This window comes from Streptomyces sp. NPDC043746, assembly GCF_056436485.1.
Genome location: NZ_JBWKCM010000004.1, coordinates 148,063 through 166,740, shown reverse-complemented (window position 1 = coordinate 166,740; position 18,678 = coordinate 148,063). Strand labels below are relative to the sequence as shown.

Below are 18,678 nucleotides of genomic sequence, written 5' to 3'. Positions count from 1 at the left end.
ACGTCGCGGCAGGTGAGCGACCCGGGCCGGACGGATCGGCCCGGACGACCCGGCAGGGCCTCTCAGGCCAGGAGCTTCGCCTTGGCCCGCTCGTACTCGTCGTCGTCGAGAGCGCCCTTGTCCTTCAGCTCCGCCAGCTTCGCCAGATCGCTCACGTGGTTGTTCCCGCCGGAGCCGCCGCCCGAGCTGCCCGCGGCCTCTCTCACGTACTGCCGGAAGGCCGCCTCCGAGTCCTTGGCCAGCTGGGCGTCGCGCTCGTGCATGCTGCGACCCCGCACGATCAGGTAGATCAGCACGCCCAGGTAGGGCAGAAGGATGACGAGGACGAGCCAGCCGGCCTTGGCCCAGCCGTTCAGCGAGTGGTCGCGGAACAGGTCGGTCACCACCTTGAACAGCAGGAAGAACCACATGACCCAGAGGAACAGGTACAGCATGGTCAGGAAGAGGTTCAGGAGCGGGTAATCGTCCATGGGGCCAACTCCGTTCGAGCCGTTGATCCCTCATTCATACGCTTGGTCCCTTTCCTTCGCATCCGCACCGTGCGTGTGCCGACGGCCGCCGGTGAACCCCGGGACTGTCGGGGCCGTTGGGTCTCAACGGTGCGGTCCAACATCGCGCAAGCCGCGCACCCGGCGCCTTCCGGGTGCGTCGCCTCCTGTTCGGACGTCCGTGGGGTGGAAGGCGGCGCTCAGCCCGCCCGACGAGGGGAGGGTGGCGGGCGCGCAGCGGCCGCAGCCCGTGACCTCTGCGCCCGCCGCGAGGAAGGCCTCCGTGACCACGGAGGCGATGCCCTTGACGTCGCCGGTGACGATCACCGCCCGCCCGCCCGCCTGCCGATGTCGATCGGATCGGTCGGTGCCATGACCCGCCCCTCGACGGTGTCCCGGTGGTGGCCTCGATGGCGCGCGCGGGGAGCTGACCAGTCGCTCGTTCGGTCCGACAGGTGGTGCGAACCGGGGCCGGCGCGCGCGATGCCGGGAGGGGGCGGGGCGTACGGGCGGCCGGTGACCTCCGAAGAGGCCACCGGCCGACCGGGCGTTGCGCCGCCCCCGTCCCCACGGTGCGGCGCCGGGTGGACCGCCCTCACCCGCTGGGACGGACGGTCCACGTCTGTCAGGGCTCCGGCGTCCCCGCCGCGAGCCCGGGCCCGGCCCCAGGGTCGTGCCCGGGTCCCGGTGAGAGCCCGAGGCCGGGCAGGATCGCCTTCTCGACGAACCTGCTGAGATACGCGGCGTCGGCGTACCGTCCTTCCAGCAGAGGCCGCGCGCGCATCACGCCGAGCAGCTGCGCTGCCACGTACTCCGCACCCGGCAGCTCGGCCGCGATCTCGCCGCGCTCCCGGGCCCGCCGGACCATCGCGTCGATCGCCGCGATCTCCGGCACGATCAGCGCCTCGCGCAGCGCGCACAGCAGCTCGGGGCTCTGCAGCGCCGCGTGGCTGAGCGCGTGCATCAGAGGGGTGTCGCGCTCCGACGCCTCGCCGATCGTGCGGGCCGCCTCCAGGAGGTCCCCGGCGAGCGACCCGGTGTCGATCTCCGGAAGCCGCATCCGCCGGGTGCCGTGCAGCGCGGCGACGACCAGCTCCGGCTTCGTGCCCCACTGCCGGTACAGCGTCGACTTGCCGCACCGCGTGCGGGCGGCGACGCCCTCCATGGTCAGCGACTCGTAGCCGCCCTCCCGCAACAGGTCCAGCACCGCCGCGTACAGCTCCTGCGCCCGCTCCGGTGTGATCTTCGACCGGCGGGAGACGGGGGCTGCCTCCGGTACGGAACCTACGGAATCTGGCGACGGCATGGGGTGTCCCTCCGGCGGCGGTGCGGCTGCGACGGTGCGGCGAGGTTCTCGATACGCCAGTGTACCGATACGTGCGTGTACCGATACGCCAACGTATCGGTACACTGGCGTATCGATTCGGTGCGGAGCGACCGTGCCGTCCTGATACCGCTTCGCATCCAAGGGGGCACCGGGTGACGACGTACGCCCGCACCGAGCCCACGGACCAGGAGCCGGACATACGTGCCCGACCGCCCCTCGTTCGCGAGTTCCTTCTGGTGGCCGGACTCTTCCTCGCCTACAAGCTCGGCCGCCGGGCGGCCAACGGCCATGTCGAGGAGGCGTTCCGCAACGCCGGGAACGTCTGGGGCCTCGAACGCGCCCTTCACCTCCCGGGGGAGGGCGCCGTCCAGGACGGGCTGCTGCACAGCCAGGTCCTCGTCCAGGCGGCCAACACCTATTACGCCGCCGTGCACTTCCCCGCCACAGCCCTCTTCCTGGCCTGGCTCTACTGGCGCCGCCCACTCCACTACCTCTGGTCGCGGCGCGTGCTCGCGGTACTCACCGGTGGCGCCCTCGTGCTCCACCTGGTCTTCCCGCTCGCCCCGCCCCGGATGCTCCCGGCCGCCGGGCTCGTCGACACCGGCCAGGTCTACGGCCCGACGGTGTACGGGGCGACGCCCGCGACGGACACGATGGCGAACCAGTTCGCCGCCATGCCCTCGCTGCACGTGGGCTGGGCCGTGATGGTCGCCGTCGGCCTGATCGCCGCCACGCGCTCCCGGTGGCGGTGGCTCTGGCTCCTGCACCCCGCGGTCACCCTGATCGTCGTCGTGGCCACGGCGAACCACTACTGGTTGGACGCGATCGTGGCGGTGGCGATGCTGGCGGTGGCGCTGGCCGCGCTGAGGATGCCGAGCGGGGTGGGCCGGGGTGCGCCACAGCGCCCGGAGCAGGCAGGAGGCGGGGCGGCGCGCGACGGGGGCCGATGTGGACCGGCGTACGCGGGCACGCATACGGATGCGGGCACACATGCGTACGCGGCGACCTCACCGCCCGCCCGCACCCCTGCCGAGATCTCCGTTCCGGTCCAGGTCCCCAGCGAGCCGCCCGTCCATGCCCCCGCCGACATCGGGGCCGGCCGATGAGTGCCACGCTGATCGCCGTCGCGCTCTCCCTCGTCTCCGCCGGTGCCTACGCGTCCGCCGCAGTGGCCCAGTCCAGGCTGGCCGGACGCACCGACCCCTCCGCCGGAGTCCTGCGGCTGCTCGGCCGGGGCGCCTGGTGGGCGGCGGTCGGACTCAACGCCGGGGGAGCGCTCCTCCACGTCGCCGCGCTCACCTACGGTCCGCTCACCCTGGTCCAGCCGCTCGGCGCGCTCACTCTCGTCGCGGCCGTGCCGCTCGGGGCGCGTGCCGCGGGGCGCCGGGTCGGGCGCACCGAGTGGCGGGGCACGGTCCTCACCCTGCTCGGCCTCGCCGCGCTGCTCCTCGCCACGGGCGGCTCCGCCCCGCAGGACACCCTCACGCTCCCCGAGGCCCTCGGTGTAGGCGCGGCCACCATGGCGGTGGTCGCCGGGCTGAGCCGCCCGGGCGCCCGCCCGGGGCTGCGGCACGCGGCGGCCTCCGGCATCACGTCGGGGGTCGCCTCCGCGCTCACGCAGACCCTGACCGTCGCCGTCACCGACCACTCCGGCGGCCCGCTGTTCAGCTGGCGGCTGCTGACGGTGGCGCTGCTCGTCTCCGCCTTCGCGATGGGGGGCCTGCTGCTCTCCCAGACCGCCTATCGGGGCGGCCTCGGCGCGCCCCTCGCCGTCGTCACCCTCGCCAACCCGGTCGCCGCCGCCGCGATCGGCCTGGCCCTCCTCGGCGAACGTCTCCAGGGCGGGCCGGTCAGCCTCGCCCTGGCGCTGTCCGGTACGGCCGCCGCCGTACGCGGGGTGATCCTGCTCAGCCGGGCCCAGGCGCGTGGCGCGGACCGGGGCGTGGCGGACGCGGCCCCCGGACTGCTGGATCCCGTCGCCTCCAGGGTCGTGATCGGCAGCCCCCGGCGCGCCGACGGGGCGCCGACGGCCGCGAGCCCGCTCGGCGCAGCCGCGGAGCCCCTGGGTGCGGGCCCCTTCGCCGTGGGCGCGGAGCCCTTCGCCGAACGGGCGGCCGTTCCGCCCCACCCGTGACGGCAGGCTGCCCGAACCCCACCCGTAACGACAAGCTGCCTGGCCCTACCCGTACCGACAGGCCGTCCGACCCCCAGCCGCTACAGGCGTCCGGCCCACCTCACCGGTGACGGCCGGACGCTCAGGCGTCCTCCAGATCCCCGATCGCCCGCGTCAGCCAGCCGATCCAGAACGTCTCCAGGTCGATGCCGCCCCGCAGCACCAGATGGCGCAGCCGGTCGGCATCGGCCTCGGGGGCAGGGGTGAAGTCCCGCTCCTCGATCTCCCGGTACTCAGCCAACTGGTGCTCGTGCAGGGCCAGATGGCGGCGCAGCTCGGCCTCCATGCCGTTCACCCCGACGACCGCCGCGGCCCGCATCCGCAGGAGCAGCGGATCGCGGACCGGGCGCGGGTCCTCGGGGAGCGCCACCCAGGCCGCCAGCTCCTCGCGGCCGGCGGGCAGGACTTCGTACTCCTTCTTCTGGCCCCGGGCCGGTGCCGCCGCGGGCAGTTCCCTGATCCGTCCCGCCTGCTCCAGTCGTCCCAGCTCGCGGTAGATCTGCTGGTGGGTCGAGGACCAGAAGTAGCCGATCGACCGGTCGAACCTGCGGGTCAGCTCCAGACCCGAGGACGGCTTCTCCAGCAGGGCGGTGAGAATCGCGTGCGGCAGTGACATGACGTGCATCCTAAGGACGGGGGCTGGCAGCGGTACCGGCCCCGTGCGGGGTTCAGAGCGAGGCGGCCAGCTCCGTGCCCTGGCGGATCGCCCGTTTGGCGTCCAGCTCGGCCGCCACGTCCGCGCCGCCGATCAGATGGACCGGGCCGCCCGCCGCGCGCAGTTCCTCGTACAGCTCGCGGCGCGGCTCCTGGCCCGCGCAGAGGACGACCGTGTCCACCGGCAGCACCTGCCGCTCGCCGTCGGCGGTGAGGTGCAGGCCCTCGTCGTCGATGAGGTCGTAGGAGGCGCCCGCGATCATCTCGACGCCCCGGTGGCGCAGTTCGGTGCGGTGGATCCAGCCGGTCGTCTTGCCGAGGCCCGCGCCGACCTTGGTGGTCTTGCGCTGGACCAGGTGGACGGTACGGGGGGCCTTGGGGCGCTCGGGGGCCCGCAGGCCGCCCCGGCCCGCGTAGGCCGTGTCGACGCCCCACTGGCGGAAGAACGTCTCCGCGTCCAGGCTCGCCGCGTCGCCGCCGTCGGTGAGGAACTCCGCCACGTCGAAGCCGATCCCGCCCGCGCCCACGATCGCGACCCGGTCGCCGACCGGAGCCCCGTCGCGCAGCACGTCCAGGTAGCTGACCACGCTCGGGTGGTCCGTGCCGGGGATCGCGGGGGTACGCGGCTCGACGCCGGTGGCGAGCACGATCTCGTCGAAGCCGTCCAGCGTCCCGGCGTCGGCCCGGGTGGAGAGGCGCACCTCGACGCCCAGCTCCGCCAGTCGCGTACGGAAGTAGCGCAGCGTCTCGTCGAACTCCTCCTTGCCCGGCACCCGGCGGGCCACGTTGAGCTGGCCGCCGATCTCGTCCGCCGCGTCGAAGAGGGTCACCGCGTGGCCCCGCTCGGCGGCCGTCACCGAGCAGGCGAGCCCCGCCGGACCGGCCCCGACCACGGCGACGCGCTTGCGGGTCCGGGTGGGCGAGAGCACCAGCTCGGTCTCATGGCAGGCGCGCGGATTGACCAGGCAGGAGGTGATCTTGAGGCTGAAGACGTGGTCCAGGCACGCCTGGTTGCAGCCGATGCAGGTGTTGATGGCGTCCGCCCGTCCGGCCGCCGCCTTGGCGACGAACTCCGGGTCGGCCAGGAAGGGCCGCGCCATCGAGACCATGTCGGCCCGGCCCGAGGCGAGGACGTCCTCGGCCACCTCGGGGGTGTTGATGCGGTTGCTCGTCACCAGCGGCACGGAGACGGCTCCGCGCACCCGCTCGGTCACCCAGGTGAAGGCCGCGCGCGGCACGGAGGTGGCGATGGTCGGGATGCGCGCCTCGTGCCAGCCGATGCCGGTGTTGATGATCGTCGCGCCCGCCGCCTCGATCTCCTTGGCCAGCGTCACGACCTCCTCCAGCGTCGAGCCGCCCGGTACCAGGTCCAGCATGGAGAGCCGGTAGATCAGGATGAAGTCGTGGCCGACCCGCTCGCGGACCCGGCGGACGATCTCGACGGGGAACCGGATGCGGTTCTCGTAACTGCCGCCCCAGCGGTCGGTGCGGTGGTTGGTCGCGGAGACGATGAACTCGTTGATCAGATAGCCCTCGGAGCCCATGATCTCGACGCCGTCGTACCCCGCGTGCCGCGCCAGCTCCGCCGCCCGGACGAACTCCTCGACGGTCTCCTCGACCTGAGCTTCGGTGAGGGCGTTGGGGGTGAACCCGCTGATGGGGGCCTTGAGCGCGCTCGGTGCCACCAGGTCCGGATGGTGCGCGTACCGGCCGAAGTGCAGGATCTGCATCGCGATCCTGCCGCCCGCCGCGTGCACCGCGGAGGTGATCTCCCGGTGCTGCTCCGCCTCCGCCTCGGTCGTCATCTTCGCCCCGCCGGGAAAGGAGCACGCCCGCTCGCTGGGGGCGATGCCGCCGGTGACGATCAGGCCGACGCCGCCCCGGGCGCGCTCCGCGTAGAAGGCCGCCATCCGCTCGAAGCCGCGCTCGGCCTCCTCCAGGCCGATGTGCATCGAGCCCATGAGGACCCGGTTGGGGAGGGTGGTGAACCCGAGGTCCAGCGGGCTCAGCAGGTTCGGGTACAGGCTCATGCGGGTCTCCTCGGCATGGGGGCGTCGCGTCAGTTGTAGACCACCGCGAGCCGCTTGTGCAACAAGTTGCACAATGGCGTACGTCGCACTGGGGCCCTCCCGTGCCTGTCCGGTCGCACCGCCGCCGCGCCTCGGTGCCCGCCTTGGCCTCGGTCCCAGCCGTTGTCCCGGCCCCGCCTCCACCCTTGTGGCACCGGGCCACGGCCCCGTACGGAGTAGCCAGCCGCGCCTGCCCGGTGGCGGTCGAGGAGAGTGGGAGCCGTACCGCACGCACCCCCACCCCGGGAGTCCTCATGGTCTGCGTCAACCGGCGTGATCTCGGTCTGCTCGCCCTGCGCGTCGGCACCGGCGCGGTGCTGGCCGCCCACGGCAGCCAGAAGCTGGCCGGATGGTTCGGCGGCGGCGGCATCCAGGGCACCACGGCCGCGATGGAGGCGATGGGGTTCCATCCGCCCAAGCACAGCGCGGTCGCCGCCGGACTCGGTGAGGCGGGCGGCGGTGTGCTGCTGGCGCTGGGCCTGGCCACACCCGCGGCCGGGGCCGCGGCGGCGGGCGCCATGGCGGGTGCGGTGGCCGTGCACGCCCCGGCGGGCTTCTTCGCCCAGGGCGGCGGCTACGAGTATCCGGCGTTCCTCGGCTTCACCGCCGCCGCCATCGGGCTGGCCGGCCCCGGCCGCTACTCCGTGGACCATGTCACCTGCCACGTCTTCGACCGCCCCTGGATGGTCGCCCTCGCCTTCGCGGGGAGCGCGGTCGCCGCCGCCGCGGTGGTCGGCAGGCGGGCCAAGGGGCAGGCGGACGAGGAGCAGGAGTCGGACCGATGAACCAGGACACCCGCCTGTTCGACGGCTCCTCCGGCCCCCCTCCGGTGCCCGAACCGGAGAGCGCCTGGGTCACCGGAGGGGTCCTCTTCGCCGGGGTGCTGATGCTGTGCCAGGGCGTGGTCGCGGCCCTGCAAGGCATCGCCGCCCTCTCCGACAGCGATGTCTACGGCACCGTCGGCGACTACCTCTACCGGTTCAGCCTCACCAGCTGGGGCTGGATCCACCTGGTGATCGGCCTCTGCGCGGTGATCACCGGCGCCGGGCTCCTCAAGGGCGCCGGATGGGCCCGGGTGACCGGTATCGTCCTCGCCTCCCTCGCCCTCTTCGCGCAGTTCCTCTTCCTGCCGTACGCACCGGTGTGGTCGGTGCTCATGATCGGGCTGGACATCTTCGTGATCTGGGCGCTGGTCGCCTACCGGCCCCCCGCCCCCGGCTCCGCCCCTGGCGCCGCACTGCGCTGACCGTCCGCGCCGTCCCCCGCACTCCGGCCCGCGTCCCGCACCGTCTTCCCGTCCGCACCCGGCTCCGCGTCCCTGTCCGTGCCCTGACCGTCCCCGGCCCCGTCCGAGCCCTCACGGCTCAGTGCCCCCGGCCACCAGGACTTCGGCCCGATGTCCCGGACCAGCGCCGGGACGAGGAGCGAGCGGACGACGAGGGTGTCCAGCAGGACACCGAAGGCGACGATGAACGCGATCTGGACGAGGAACGCCAGCGGGATCACGCCCAGCGCGGCGAAGGTGGCCGCCAGCACGACGCCGGCCGACGTGATGACCCCGCCGGTCGTGGTCAGCCCGCGCAGGATGCCCTCCCGGGTGCCGTGCCGCAGGGACTCCTCGCGGACCCGGGACATCAGGAAGATGTTGTAGTCGACGCCGAGGGCGACCAGGAACACGAAACCGTACAGCGGCACCGAGGAATCCGTGCCGCTGAAGCCGAACACATGGGTGAAGACCAGCGAGGAGATGCCCAGCGTCGCCAGGAAGTTCAGCGCGACCGTGGTCACCAGCAGGACCGGCATCAGCAGCGACCTCAGCAGGAAGACCAGGATCGCCAGGATGATCGCCAGCACCACCGGCACGATCAGCGTGCGGTCGGCCTCGGCCGTGCGCTGGGTGTCGTACTGCTGGGCCGTGTAGCCGCCGACCAGGGCGTCGGAGTCCGGCACCGCGTGCACCGCCTCGCGCAGGGCGGCCACCGTCTCCTTGGCGCTGTCGCTGTCCGCCGCGTCCTTGAGGGTCGCGTCGACGCGGACCCTGCCGTCGACGACGAGCGGTTCACCGCCGGGCCGGCCGCCCTCGCTCACGGGAGCGACCGAGGCCACCCCGTCGGTACGGGAGGCGGCCTCGCTCACCGCGTCCAGCCGGTCGGCCGCCGTGATGATCACCACAGGGTTGCCGGAGCCGCCGGGGAAGTGCTCGCTCAGCGTCTCCTGGGCGGCCACGGACGGGGCGTCGTTGACGAAGATCTCGTCCAGCGGCACGCCCTTGGAGGTGAGCGTGGGGGCGAACGCGGCACAGGCGACCAGGGCGGCGAGCGTGATCGCCCAGACCTTGCGGGGAGACCGGTCCACCAGGGCCGCCACCCTGCTCCAGATCCCGTGGCCGCCGGTCCCGTCCTCGGTCGGCCGGGGCTTGGCCGGCCAGTACGCCTTGCGGCCCAGCAGCACCAGGGCGGCGGGCAGGAAGGTGAGGGCGCTCAGGACCGAGCAGACGATCCCGATCGCGCCGACCGGGCCGAGCGCCCGGTTGTTGGTCAGGTCGCTGAGGAGCAGGGCGAGCAGACCGGCGGCCACGGTCGCGGCGCTGGCGGTGATCGGCCCGAAGGACTCCCGCAGCGCGACGCGCATCGCGGCGACGCGGTCGCCCTGGACGGCCAGTTCCTCCCGGAACCGGGCGGTGAGCAGCAGCGCGTAGTCCGTCGCGGCGCCGATCACCAGGATCGACAGGATGCCCTGCACCTGACCGTCCACCCGCACGATGTCGTGGTCCGCCAGGGCGTAGACGACGGCGCAGGCCAGGCCCAGGGCGAAGACGGCACCGATGATGATCAGGAAGGGCAGCAGCACACTGCGGTAGACCAGCACCAGGATGACGAGCACGGTGATCAGGGCGACGCCGAGAAGCAGCCCGTCGATGCCCGCGAAGGCGTCGGACAGATCGGCCTGACTCGCGGCCGGCCCGGCGAGCTGCACCGTCGTGCCCGGCACCTTTGACCCGGTCTCCTCGACCTCCTCCAGCACCGTCGGCAGCTCGTCCCCGAGGCCGGGGCTGAGCTGCACGATGCCCTGGAGCGCGAGCCCGTCCGCGGAAGGCAGCGCGGGGGAGGCCTTCCCGACGACGCCCTCGGTGCCCGCGAGCGAGGCGAGTGCGCCGGTGGCGGCCTCCCGCTGGGCCTCGCTCACCGGCGCGCCCTCGTCCTTCGACGTCCATACGAGGATGACCGGCAAGGTCTCGCTCTGCTGGAACGCCTTCTGCGCGTCGATGACCTGGGTGGATTCGGCGTTCTGGGGCAGGAAGGAGGCCTGGTCGTTGGTGGCGACCTCGCCGAGCTTGCCCGCGTACGGACCGAGCCCGCCGCCGATACCGAGCCAGGCGATCAGCAGGACGACGGGGATCAGCCAGCGGGCCGACCGTGCAGGGGTGAACATGCCTCTCCCGGGGGTGCGAGGAGTATCTCAATCAACAACTATCTCAATCGTTGAAATACATTAGCGGAGGGCCGCAGAGCAGTGTTGCGCGGGCCCCTCACCGGGGGAGCGTGGGAGGAGGAGTGCGTACGGGAGTGCTTCTGCGGGCCGCCCCCTCATGGATGCACCCGACGGGCCGAAATCCCGGCGACGCGCCGTGCGAGGCCGAGAGTGTCGCGGGCTGAGGTGGTGCGCGCGCCGGACGGTGCTTCGGCGCGCGGTGTCGCGCGGGCTTGACGGGGGCTTGGGGGCGAGGCGTCGCGCGAGCCCGGAGGGCGCTCCGCGGCAGACCGGACTCAGCGGCGGGCCGGGGGCGCCTCGGACAGTTCCTCGTTCAGGGCGGTCAGGAAGCGCAGGACGGTCGTCAGCTCAGCCTCGCTGAAGCGGGCCCGAGCCCGCTCGGTGGCCTCGGCGAGCGGCATGAAGTAGTCGCGGGCGGCCAGCCGGGCACTCGCTTCGTAGTGGACGTGCACCACCCGGCGGTCGCTGCTCTCGCGGGCCCGCCGGATGTGACCGGCCCGCTCCAGGCGGTCGAGGCAGGCGGTCACCGCACCCGACGTGAGCCCCAGGTGCTCGCGCAGCGCGCCCGGCGTCAGGGGGGCGGGGGCGTCGAGGATGGCCGCCAGGGCGCTCACGTCCGTGGGGTGCAGTTGCTGGTGCGCGGCGAATCCGTGGGTCATCCGGTTGATCTCGCCGTTCATCCGGCGGAGCTGGACCGCGAACGCCTGGAGGCCGGCGGCGGATCCGGCTTCCGGGGCCGCCGTGGGGTCCGAGGTGCCGCCCCGGGTCTGTCGGCTGTCAGCGCTGGTCACGTGCTCAGCGTATAGAACCGCAGCCCCACGGCCGTAGCGCCGGTACCCCTGGCCCGTACCCATGGCTGGGGCCCGGACCGTCACACGGTCCGGGCCCGGTTCTCCAGGCAGCGACTCTCCGGGCACCGCCCAGGGACCCGGTCGGGATCACGACGGCGGCATGAGCACCGTGTCGATCAGGTTGACCGTGGCGTTGGCCGTCGGGACGTTGCCGCAGACGATCTTCGACGAGTCGTTCACCGTGAAGTCGGAACCGGACCCCTCCACGGTGAGGTCGCTGCCCTGAAGGGTCTTGTACGTACCGTCCTCCAACTGTTTCGTCGTCAGCTTCTCGCCCACCACGTGGTACGTCAGCACCTTGGTCAGCTCCTCCTTGTCGTTGAGGAGCGCGTCCAGGTCGGCCTTCGGGATCTTCTCGAAGGCGTCGTTCGTCGGCGCGAACACCGTGATGTTCTCGGCGTCGTTGAGGGTGTCCACGAGGCCGGCCTTCTCCACGGCACTGGCCAGGGTGGAGAGTTCGGGGTTGTTGGAGGCGGCGGTGGCGACCGGTTCCTTCGCCATGCCCTCAAGGCTGCCCGCGCCCTCCTTCGGTACGGATGCGCAGGCCGGGCCGAACGGCTCCGCAGCAGCCTGCGCCTGCGCCTGCGGCGCGAAGAACACCATGGAGGCGGGGAGGGCGAGGGCGGCGGCAGTCGCGGCGGTGCGTTGCAGGCGGCTGATGGTCATGATGACTCCTCCGGCTGGGTGGGAGTGGAAATTCACGCCGTACGGCCATGGCGAGCCGTAAATTCCAGTGTCCACAGAAGGCCTCCGGGGTCAAATGCGACCCCCTGTTGAAAGGTTGATGGAATGAGCTTCTAGGGCGTTGGGCAAGGGGTTTTCCGAAGATGACGACTGCTGCAGTCCGGCCTGGATTCGACGCAGAAGCGACGCGGCGGGCGTACTGGCTCTCATGGGGAGGATGCTCAGGTCATGGGCCATCTCTCTGTGAGATGAAGCGAGACGTCCCAAGGTGTTATGCATTGCCGAAGGCCGTGGGCCGGCGAAATTGAATCTGCGAACTCGGGCACGAGTGGCGTCAGGAATCGTGTCGCTGTTCCGCCCATCGTCGGATCAACGCCCGGCGTGTATTCATGGACCGGTGCTCGGGCTCATGGAATGGTGCTCGGGTCTTTTCCGTGTGCGATATTTCCGCCCGCCCCCAGCGGTCCCCCTCCCCGTCGGCAGGAGTCGATCCGTCGGACCGGGGCAACCGGCATGGCATGAATACCCGTTCAGTAGCAGCACAGGGGCGCGGCCAGGCGCGGCGAGCCGCCGACAGCACCGCGGTGGAGGCCGGGGCCCGGGCCGGGTTCGGGGCCCGCGGGGTCATCTATGTTCTCGTGGGCGCCCTCGCCCTGCAGATCGCGCTCTTCGGAGGTGGCGGCCGACAGGCGGACCGCGGCGGTGCGATCGCCGAGATATCGGAGCAGCCCTTCGGCCGGATCGCGCTGTGGCTGCTCGGGATCGGCCTGGTGGGCATGGCGCTCTGGCGGCTGTCCGAGGCCCTCTTCGGCCAGGCCGGGCCCGACGGCGACAAACCTTCCAAGCGGGCCATGGCCGCGGGGCGCTCCGTCTTCTACGGCTTCGCCGCCTACTCCGTCCTCTCCTTCGCCGCGGGTGAGTCGGGCAGCGGTGGCGGTTCGTCCGACCGGCAGTCGCAGGACATCACCGCCGAGGTGCTGGGCTGGCCCGGGGGACAGTGGATCGTCGGGATCGGCGGAGTCGCGGTCGCCTGTGCCGGGATCTGGATCGCGGCCCGGGCCATCACGCGGAAATACCACAAGCACCTGAAGACGACGGAGATGTCGCGGACGGTACGCCGTGCGCTCGACACCGCGGGCGTGTTCGGGGGTACGGCCCGGGGCGCGGTCTTCGCTACCGCGGGCGGGTTCGCCGTCGCCGCCGCGGTCCAGCACGACCCCGGTCGGACCAAGGGGATGGACGACACCCTCCGCTCCTTCGCGGAGGCGCCCGTCGGACCGTGGCTCCTGGGGGTCATCGCCGCCGGCCTGGTCGCCTTCGGTGTCTTCTCCTGGTTCAACGCCCGCTACCGCACGGTATGACGCAGGCCCGGACATGTGCGCCCCAGGGCCCCGTACCCCAGGGCGCTTCTGACCTCTCAGGCCCCGGGCAGCCGGGGCCCGGTCGACCGGGCGGCCGGGTGCGACCCCGCGCCGCCGGTGAGTCGGGGCGGTCCGTCGGCGGCCGCTCCCCGGCCGCGGGCCGCGTCCTCACGGGCAGCCTGCTCGGGGTGGCGGCGACGCCAGTACGGGTTGTCGTGCGGCAGCCCGCCGGTGACCCGCCCGTACATCCCGAAGGTCAGGATCAGCAGCCCCATCACGAAGCTGAAGATCACGTTGGACATCCCGAAGTCCAGGATGTTGGCGCCCTTGTCCAGGATGAAGATGTGGACGAACCCGCTGAGCAGGAAGAGGGTGCCGACCGCCATGTTCACCGTCGAGGCGACGTTCCCGCCGGCCGCCGCCCCGGCCATCAGGACCAGACCCACGACGACGGAGATCAGGCTCAGCAGGCCGTTCGTCGACAGACCGGCCACCTGCGAGCCGTTGGTGTCGAAGAAGCCCAGCCGATTGGTGAAGCCCAGGATGCCGAAGACCAGAAGGATGACTCCGCAGAGCCCCGCTCCGATCCGGTAGACGGTCGCGAGCCGGTGGTCCAGGGGGAGTTCGTCGCTCAGATTCATTGCCCTCTCCTCTTCGTCGCCCCCCGTTCTGCCGTCTCCCGCCGGTCGGCCCGACCGGAGAGCGTTCGCACAGCCCTATGCGGCGGAGCCGCCCGTCGCGAGGCCGTCCGTCGCTGAGCCGTCCGTCATCGAGCGCCGGATGCGCGCCATCGCGCGCCGGGCGTGACTCTTCACCGTGCCGAGCGGCAGCCCGGTCCGCTCGGCGATCTGGACATGGGTGAGGTCGTCGAAGAACGCCAGACGGAGGATGTCCCGCTGGACCGGGGGCAGCTTGCTCAGCTCCTGCGACACCAGCACCCGGTCGAGCGCCGCCTCGGGCGGCTCGGCCGTCCCGGGTGCGTCGGCGGACTCGCGCGCCGCCTGCGCGGCGGCCAGCTCCGTCCGCCGGGAACGGGCCGCATGGGCGTCCGCGATCTTGCGGCGGGCGATGCCGACCAGCCAGCCGGGCAGCGGTCCGCGGAGCGGATGGTAGCCGTGGCGGCCCCGCCACGCGGCGAGGAAGGTCTGCTGCGCCACGTCCTCGGCCTCCCGGGCGTCCCCCAGGGACCGTGCCGCCAGCGCGTACACCAGCGTGCCCCACCGGCGGTACACCAGGGCGAAGGTCTCCTCGTCACCGCGCACGAACCCCGTGGCCAGCCGCTCCGACTCGGCGCGGTCGGAGGCCCGGTCGGAGGCCGGGGCCTCGGGGCGGTCCGCCGCACGGGCGGCAGGCACCGCGACCGCCGCCGGCACTGTGGTCACCGCAGGCATCGTGGCCACTACGGCCGTCGGGCCGGCCGGGCTCAGGAGCGCCGCCATGTCTGTCCGTCCTCTCCGCTCAGCCGCAGGTCGGCTGCCGCTCGTACGGGGGCGGCAGGCGCGGTGGTCGACCGGACGGGCCGCCTCCCGCGCGGACCGTCACCCGTGATCAACAGGCAACCGGGTGGCGAGACGCCAGGCAACATGCATCGTTTCTGCGTCGTATGGTGGCTGTATGGACGACGCGGTCACACTCACCGAATCGCCCGCCGAAGGTGGCCTCACCACCGGGGCGGTGGCCCGACTGCTGGGGGTGGCGCCGACGACCCTGCGCTCGTGGGACCGCCGCTACGGGATCGGCCCGGCCCGCCGTGAGGGCGGCCGGCACCGGCGGTGGACGTCGGCCGACGTCCGGCTGCTGGAGCGCATGTGCGGCCTGACGAACGCGGGAATGCCCCCGGCCGAGGCCGCCCGCGCGGTCCTGGCGGCCACCTCCCGGCCCGCTCCGCCCGCCGCGGGCCCGGACGAGCGGACGGGAGGGGCGGGGGAGCGGGCCTCCCGTGCCCCCGGGGCGCTGCCGGTCGGCCGGGTCCGCCGCGAGTGCCGCGGGCTGGCCAGGGCGGCCGTCCGGCTGGACGCGCGGGCGATGGACGAGCTGCTGAGTGCGGCCATCGAGCGGCACGGGCTGCTTGCCGCCTGGGACTCGGTCATCATGCCGACGCTGCATGCCGTCGGCCGCAAGTGGGAGACCGCGGGCGAGCGGTACGTCGAGGTCGAGCACCTGCTGTCCTGGCATGTCTCCAGCGCACTGCGCAGGGCCGCCTCACCGGGTGTGCCCCGCTCGGGTGCCGGCGTCTCCCTCCTGGCCTGCACCCCGGAGGAGAGCCATACGCTGGCCCTGGAGGCGCTCGCCGCCGGACTGGCCCAACAGGGGCTGCCCGTAAGGATGTTCGGTGCGGCCCTCCCCGTGGAGGCGATGGCGGAGGCGGTACGGCGTACGGGCCCCGCAGCCGTCGTGCTCTGGGCCCAGTCCCGGTCCACCGCGAGCCGGGCGCTGGTGGCGCGGGTGGAGTCCATCGAGTGGGGCGTACGGGGAGCCAGGCGGCGGCCGGTCGTGCTGGCCGCCGGGCCGGGCTGGGCCGGGCAGTTGCCGCCGGGGACACGCCATCCCTCCGGCCTGGCCGAGGCGTTGGAGGCGCTCGCGGCCATCAGCCGTCGATGATCCCCGTACGGCCCCGAGCCGGGCCCCCGGCCGGGACCGGGACCGGGAACGCTTCAGGTCGCCGGCCGAGGGGCGGACAGCGGCTCGTCAAGGGCCGCCTTCCGACGCCAGGCCGGGCACGGAGTCCTCGCCCCCTGCCCGGCCCGCCTCCTCAGCCCAGGAACTCCGCCAGACCCGTCAGCAGCCGCTCCACGTCCTTCGTGTCGTTGTACGGGGACAGCCCCACGCGCAGCCCGCCGTCGTCACCCAGCCCGAGGTGGCGGGAGGCCTCCAGGGCGTAGAAGGAACCGGCCGGGGCGTGGACACCGGAGCGGGCGAGGGAGCGGTACGCGTCGGAGGCGTCCCGGCCCTCGAAGCTGAGCAGCAGCGTGGGTGTGCGCTCGGCGGCCCGGGAGTGCACCCTCACCCCGCCCAGCTCGGCCAGCGCCTTCTCCAGGGTCTCCAGCAGGGCGCTCTCGTGGGCGCCGATCGCCGTGTAGGCGGAGCGCAGCCGCTCCCGCCGCCCGGCCGCCGCGGCGCCGGATCCCAGGTCCGCGATGAAGTCGACGGCGGCCCGGGTGGCGGCCAGTACCTCGTACGGCAGGGTGCCCAGCTCGAAGCGCTCGGGGACGGCGTCGGTGGAGGGGGCCAGCTTGTCGGGCCGCAGGGTCTCCAGCAGTTCGGGGCGGGCGGCCAGCACCCCGTGGTGGGGGCCGAAGAACTTGTACGGGGAGCAGACGAAGAAGTCGGCGCCGAGCCGTTCCACGTCCACGAAGTCGTGGGCCGTCAGGTGCACCCCGTCCACGTGGAACAGCGCACCGGCCCGGTGGACCAGTTCCGCGATCGAGGGAAGGTCCGGCCGGGTGCCGATGAGGTTGGAGGCACCGGTCACGGCCACCAGCCGGGTCCGCTCGGTCAGCAGCGCGCCGACGGCCTCCGTGGGCAGCTCCCCGGTGGCCGGGTCGAACTCCGCCCACCGCACCACCGCCCCCGCCCGCTCGGCCGCCTGCACCCAGGGCCGAATGTTGGCGTCGTGGTCGAGCCGGCTGACCACCACCTCGTCGCCCGGCGCCCAACTCTGCGACAGGACACGGGAGATGTCGTACGTGAGCTGGGTCGAGCTGCGTCCGAAGACGATCCCGTCCGGCTGCGCGCCCAGCAGATCCGCCAGCGCCTGCCGGAAGTCACCGACGATGGTCTCCGCATGGACCTCCCCGGGCAGGGTGGCCCCCCGGATCGACAGCGGTCGGGCCAGCGCCTCGGTGAAGGCCGCGATGACGGGGGCCGGGGTCTGCGTGCCGCCGGGCCCGTCGAAGTGTGCCGTACCGGCACGGAGGGCGGGGAACTGCGCGCGTACTGTGCTGACGTCGTACGTCAAGGAGACTCCCTCGCTCGGGCGCCCGGGCCGGGTCGCGGTCGTGGCGCCGACAGTTGCGTCACCGCGGCCCGGCCCCGGGGCGGGTGTGCGGTTCGGCGCCGATCATCGCAGGGCGGACCCACCCGGGAAAGGCCTCCGCGCGCTGACGTGTGCGCGGGCGCACCGCCCCCGGCCCGCAGGGCGTGGCCCCGGCCGACCGCGCACGGCCCCTCCCGATCGCGCTCCTTCGCGTAGGGGTGTGCTGCACAGCGCATTCGCGCGCGCCCGTCCCGCGACGCGGCGATGATCCTATGAGGGAATTCCTCCTATAAATTTACCCACCAATGCTTTGTAAGGGATTCCCCGCATTCCGCTTTCAATGTCGATGGGGTGTCCGTCAATTCGGCGTCGATGTGGTGGTTAGAAGGCTCAGGAATCGGAAATGAATGATCTGGGTCGATGGGATTGGGGGATCGACTTACGCCATGGCCCGATTCCATCGGAGCCGGGTGTCCGTAAAGGTTCGGTGCATGAGTCGCCGCTCGCGCCCCGGGGCGTCCACCGCTCCCTCGGGCACCCTTGAGCTGCATCGATGTGATGTGAGCGGTGTGTGCTCCTGGATCGCATCACCTGTGGGGGGTCACGGATGGACGAGTACGGGCGGTCCGCCGATGGCGAGATCGATTCGGTTGGTTATACGGGTGGAGAGAGCGGGGGGAATGGCGAGAAAGGCGCGGTCGGAATCCTCGTGCTCCGCGCCCTTCGTGTGGTCGCATACCCGCTGCTCCTGCTGGCTGTTGTCCTGGTAGGTGCGGCTGCCCTGGTCCTGCGCTGGGACCCGGCCGTCGTGAGCCCTCTTTTCCTCGTCGGGACCCTTATATATTTGGCCGTTCTCGAACGGCTGATTCCCTATGAGCGGAGCTGGCACCCGGGAAAGGACGAGTGGCGCTGGTACGGCGTCTACTTTCTGCTCACCATGGCCGGAAGCGGACTGGCGCAGCTTCTGGTCACGGCGGCAGTGGGATGGATCGCGGCCGACGAGCGCGGCCACCATCTCTGGGCCGAGATCCCGGGTGCCCTGCTGGCCGGATCGCTCGTCAGCTACCTGGTGCACCGGCTCGGCCACACCAGCGCCCTCCTGTGGCGGTTGCACGGGGTCCACCACGTCCCGCAGAAGGTGAACGTCGCCAACAACGGCGTCAACCACGTGCTGGACGTCGTGATCGCCCAGAGCCTGGTCCAGCTGACCCTGGCGCTGGCCGGATTCTCCCGCTCGGCCGTGCTGGTGACGGGGCTCTTCGTCGTCGCCCAGGGCTACTTCGTCCACGCCAACATCGACGTCCGCATCGGCCGGTTCAACCACCTGCTGGCCAGCCCCGAACAGCACCGCCTGCACCACAGCACCGACCTGTCCGAAGCCGGCCACTACGGCTCCGACCTCTCGTGCTGGGACCACCTCTTCGGCAGCTTCACCTGGCACCCCGGACGCGAACCGGCCGCCGTCGGCCTCCACGACCCGGCCTCCTTCCCCGCCACCGGCGAGATCGCCGCCAGCACCCTGCACCCGTGGCGGCGACGCCCGCCACCGGCCGACCCGGCCGGACCGGATGCCAACTCCCGGAGCTCCAACACGACGTGAGGA

General features: G+C 72.5%; 18 protein-coding genes. 7 read left to right on the top strand and 11 right to left on the bottom strand.

Annotation, left to right across the window (positions count from 1 at the left end):
* Positions 1-62 precede the first annotated feature (62 nt).
* The 3 genes from AC0682_RS06415 to AC0682_RS06405 all read right to left on the bottom strand — a co-directional run bounded on the left by AC0682_RS06415 (position 63) and on the right by AC0682_RS06405 (position 1,794).
* Entirely contained in the window at positions 63-470 is a 408-nt protein-coding gene (locus AC0682_RS06415; RefSeq protein WP_478531264.1) for an SHOCT domain-containing protein, read from the bottom strand.
* A 123-nt stretch (positions 471-593) separates the two neighbouring features.
* Positions 594-815, bottom strand: coding sequence for a hypothetical protein (locus AC0682_RS06410; protein WP_478531263.1), 222 nt, complete (start codon positions 813-815; stop codon positions 594-596).
* Positions 816-1,113: 298 nt separating this feature from the next.
* Positions 1,114-1,794 (bottom strand): TetR/AcrR family transcriptional regulator, encoded by a 681-nt coding sequence (locus tag AC0682_RS06405; RefSeq protein WP_478531262.1) that lies wholly within the window; start codon positions 1,792-1,794, stop codon positions 1,114-1,116.
* A 173-nt stretch (positions 1,795-1,967) separates the two neighbouring features.
* Here AC0682_RS06405 and AC0682_RS06400 point away from each other — a divergent pair, with 173 nt between their 5' ends.
* Both AC0682_RS06400 and AC0682_RS06395 read left to right on the top strand, forming a co-directional pair.
* Positions 1,968-2,921: a phosphatase PAP2 family protein gene (locus AC0682_RS06400; protein ID WP_478531261.1), complete on the top strand. Its 954-nt coding sequence runs from the start codon at positions 1,968-1,970 to the stop codon at positions 2,919-2,921.
* Entirely contained in the window at positions 2,918-3,949 is a 1,032-nt protein-coding gene (locus tag AC0682_RS06395; RefSeq protein ID WP_478531260.1) for a DMT family protein, read from the top strand. The genes AC0682_RS06400 and AC0682_RS06395 overlap by 4 nt, the downstream gene beginning before the upstream one ends.
* Positions 3,950-4,070: 121 nt before the next feature.
* Here AC0682_RS06395 and AC0682_RS06390 read toward each other — a convergent pair whose 3' ends face one another.
* Both AC0682_RS06390 and AC0682_RS06385 read right to left on the bottom strand, forming a co-directional pair.
* Positions 4,071-4,604 (bottom strand): PadR family transcriptional regulator, encoded by a 534-nt coding sequence (locus tag AC0682_RS06390; RefSeq protein ID WP_478531259.1) that lies wholly within the window; start codon positions 4,602-4,604, stop codon positions 4,071-4,073.
* Positions 4,605-4,656: 52 nt separating this feature from the next.
* Entirely contained in the window at positions 4,657-6,672 is a 2,016-nt protein-coding gene (locus AC0682_RS06385; protein ID WP_478531258.1) for an oxidoreductase, read from the bottom strand.
* A 293-nt stretch (positions 6,673-6,965) separates the two neighbouring features.
* Between AC0682_RS06385 and AC0682_RS06380 the strand changes: the two genes are divergently transcribed.
* Together AC0682_RS06380 and AC0682_RS06375 are read left to right on the top strand one after the other, a co-directional pair.
* On the top strand, positions 6,966-7,496 hold the full coding sequence (locus AC0682_RS06380) for a DoxX family protein (protein WP_478531256.1): 531 nt from the start codon (positions 6,966-6,968) through the stop codon (positions 7,494-7,496).
* Entirely contained in the window at positions 7,493-7,957 is a 465-nt protein-coding gene (locus tag AC0682_RS06375) for a DUF7144 family membrane protein (protein WP_478531255.1), read from the top strand. Before AC0682_RS06380 ends, AC0682_RS06375 begins: the two co-directional genes overlap by 4 nt.
* Here AC0682_RS06375 and AC0682_RS06370 read toward each other — a convergent pair.
* The 3 genes from AC0682_RS06370 to AC0682_RS06360 form a co-directional block, all read right to left on the bottom strand.
* Positions 7,909-10,143 carry an MMPL family transporter gene (locus AC0682_RS06370; protein ID WP_478531253.1) on the bottom strand — a complete coding sequence of 745 codons (2,235 nt, stop codon included), beginning with the start codon at positions 10,141-10,143 and terminating at the stop codon, positions 7,909-7,911. The two genes, AC0682_RS06375 and AC0682_RS06370, sit on opposite strands and share 49 nt — an antisense overlap.
* Before the next feature lie 335 nt (positions 10,144-10,478).
* The gene (locus AC0682_RS06365) at positions 10,479-10,994 is read right to left on the bottom strand and encodes a MarR family winged helix-turn-helix transcriptional regulator (protein WP_478531252.1); all 516 of its coding nucleotides are present in this window, start codon (positions 10,992-10,994) and stop codon (positions 10,479-10,481) included.
* A 147-nt stretch (positions 10,995-11,141) separates the two neighbouring features.
* Entirely contained in the window at positions 11,142-11,720 is a 579-nt protein-coding gene (locus AC0682_RS06360) for a fasciclin domain-containing protein (RefSeq protein ID WP_478531251.1), read from the bottom strand.
* 536 nt (positions 11,721-12,256) lie between these two features.
* Here AC0682_RS06360 and AC0682_RS06355 point away from each other — a divergent pair.
* The gene (locus AC0682_RS06355; protein ID WP_478531250.1) at positions 12,257-13,099 is read left to right on the top strand and encodes a DUF1206 domain-containing protein; all 843 of its coding nucleotides are present in this window, start codon (positions 12,257-12,259) and stop codon (positions 13,097-13,099) included.
* 56 nt (positions 13,100-13,155) lie between these two features.
* Here AC0682_RS06355 and AC0682_RS06350 read toward each other — a convergent pair whose 3' ends face one another.
* Positions 13,156-13,740, bottom strand: a complete 585-nt coding sequence (locus tag AC0682_RS06350) for a DUF4383 domain-containing protein (protein ID WP_478531249.1) — start codon at positions 13,738-13,740, stop codon at positions 13,156-13,158.
* 75 nt (positions 13,741-13,815) lie between these two features.
* The gene (locus AC0682_RS06345) at positions 13,816-14,490 is read right to left on the bottom strand and encodes an RNA polymerase sigma factor (protein ID WP_478531477.1); all 675 of its coding nucleotides are present in this window, start codon (positions 14,488-14,490) and stop codon (positions 13,816-13,818) included.
* A gap of 223 nt (positions 14,491-14,713) precedes the next feature.
* Between AC0682_RS06345 and AC0682_RS06340 the strand changes: the two genes are divergently transcribed.
* Positions 14,714-15,700, top strand: a complete 987-nt coding sequence (locus tag AC0682_RS06340; RefSeq protein WP_478531248.1) for a MerR family transcriptional regulator — start codon at positions 14,714-14,716, stop codon at positions 15,698-15,700.
* 151 nt (positions 15,701-15,851) lie between these two features.
* Here AC0682_RS06340 and AC0682_RS06335 read toward each other — a convergent pair whose 3' ends face one another.
* A complete protein-coding gene (locus AC0682_RS06335) occupies positions 15,852-17,057 on the bottom strand; it encodes a cysteine desulfurase-like protein (protein ID WP_478531247.1) in 1,206 nt (401 codons plus the stop codon).
* A 625-nt stretch (positions 17,058-17,682) separates the two neighbouring features.
* Between AC0682_RS06335 and AC0682_RS06330 the strand changes: the two genes are divergently transcribed.
* Entirely contained in the window at positions 17,683-18,675 is a 993-nt protein-coding gene (locus AC0682_RS06330; protein WP_478531246.1) for a sterol desaturase family protein, read from the top strand.
* Positions 18,676-18,678: the final 3 nt, after the last annotated feature.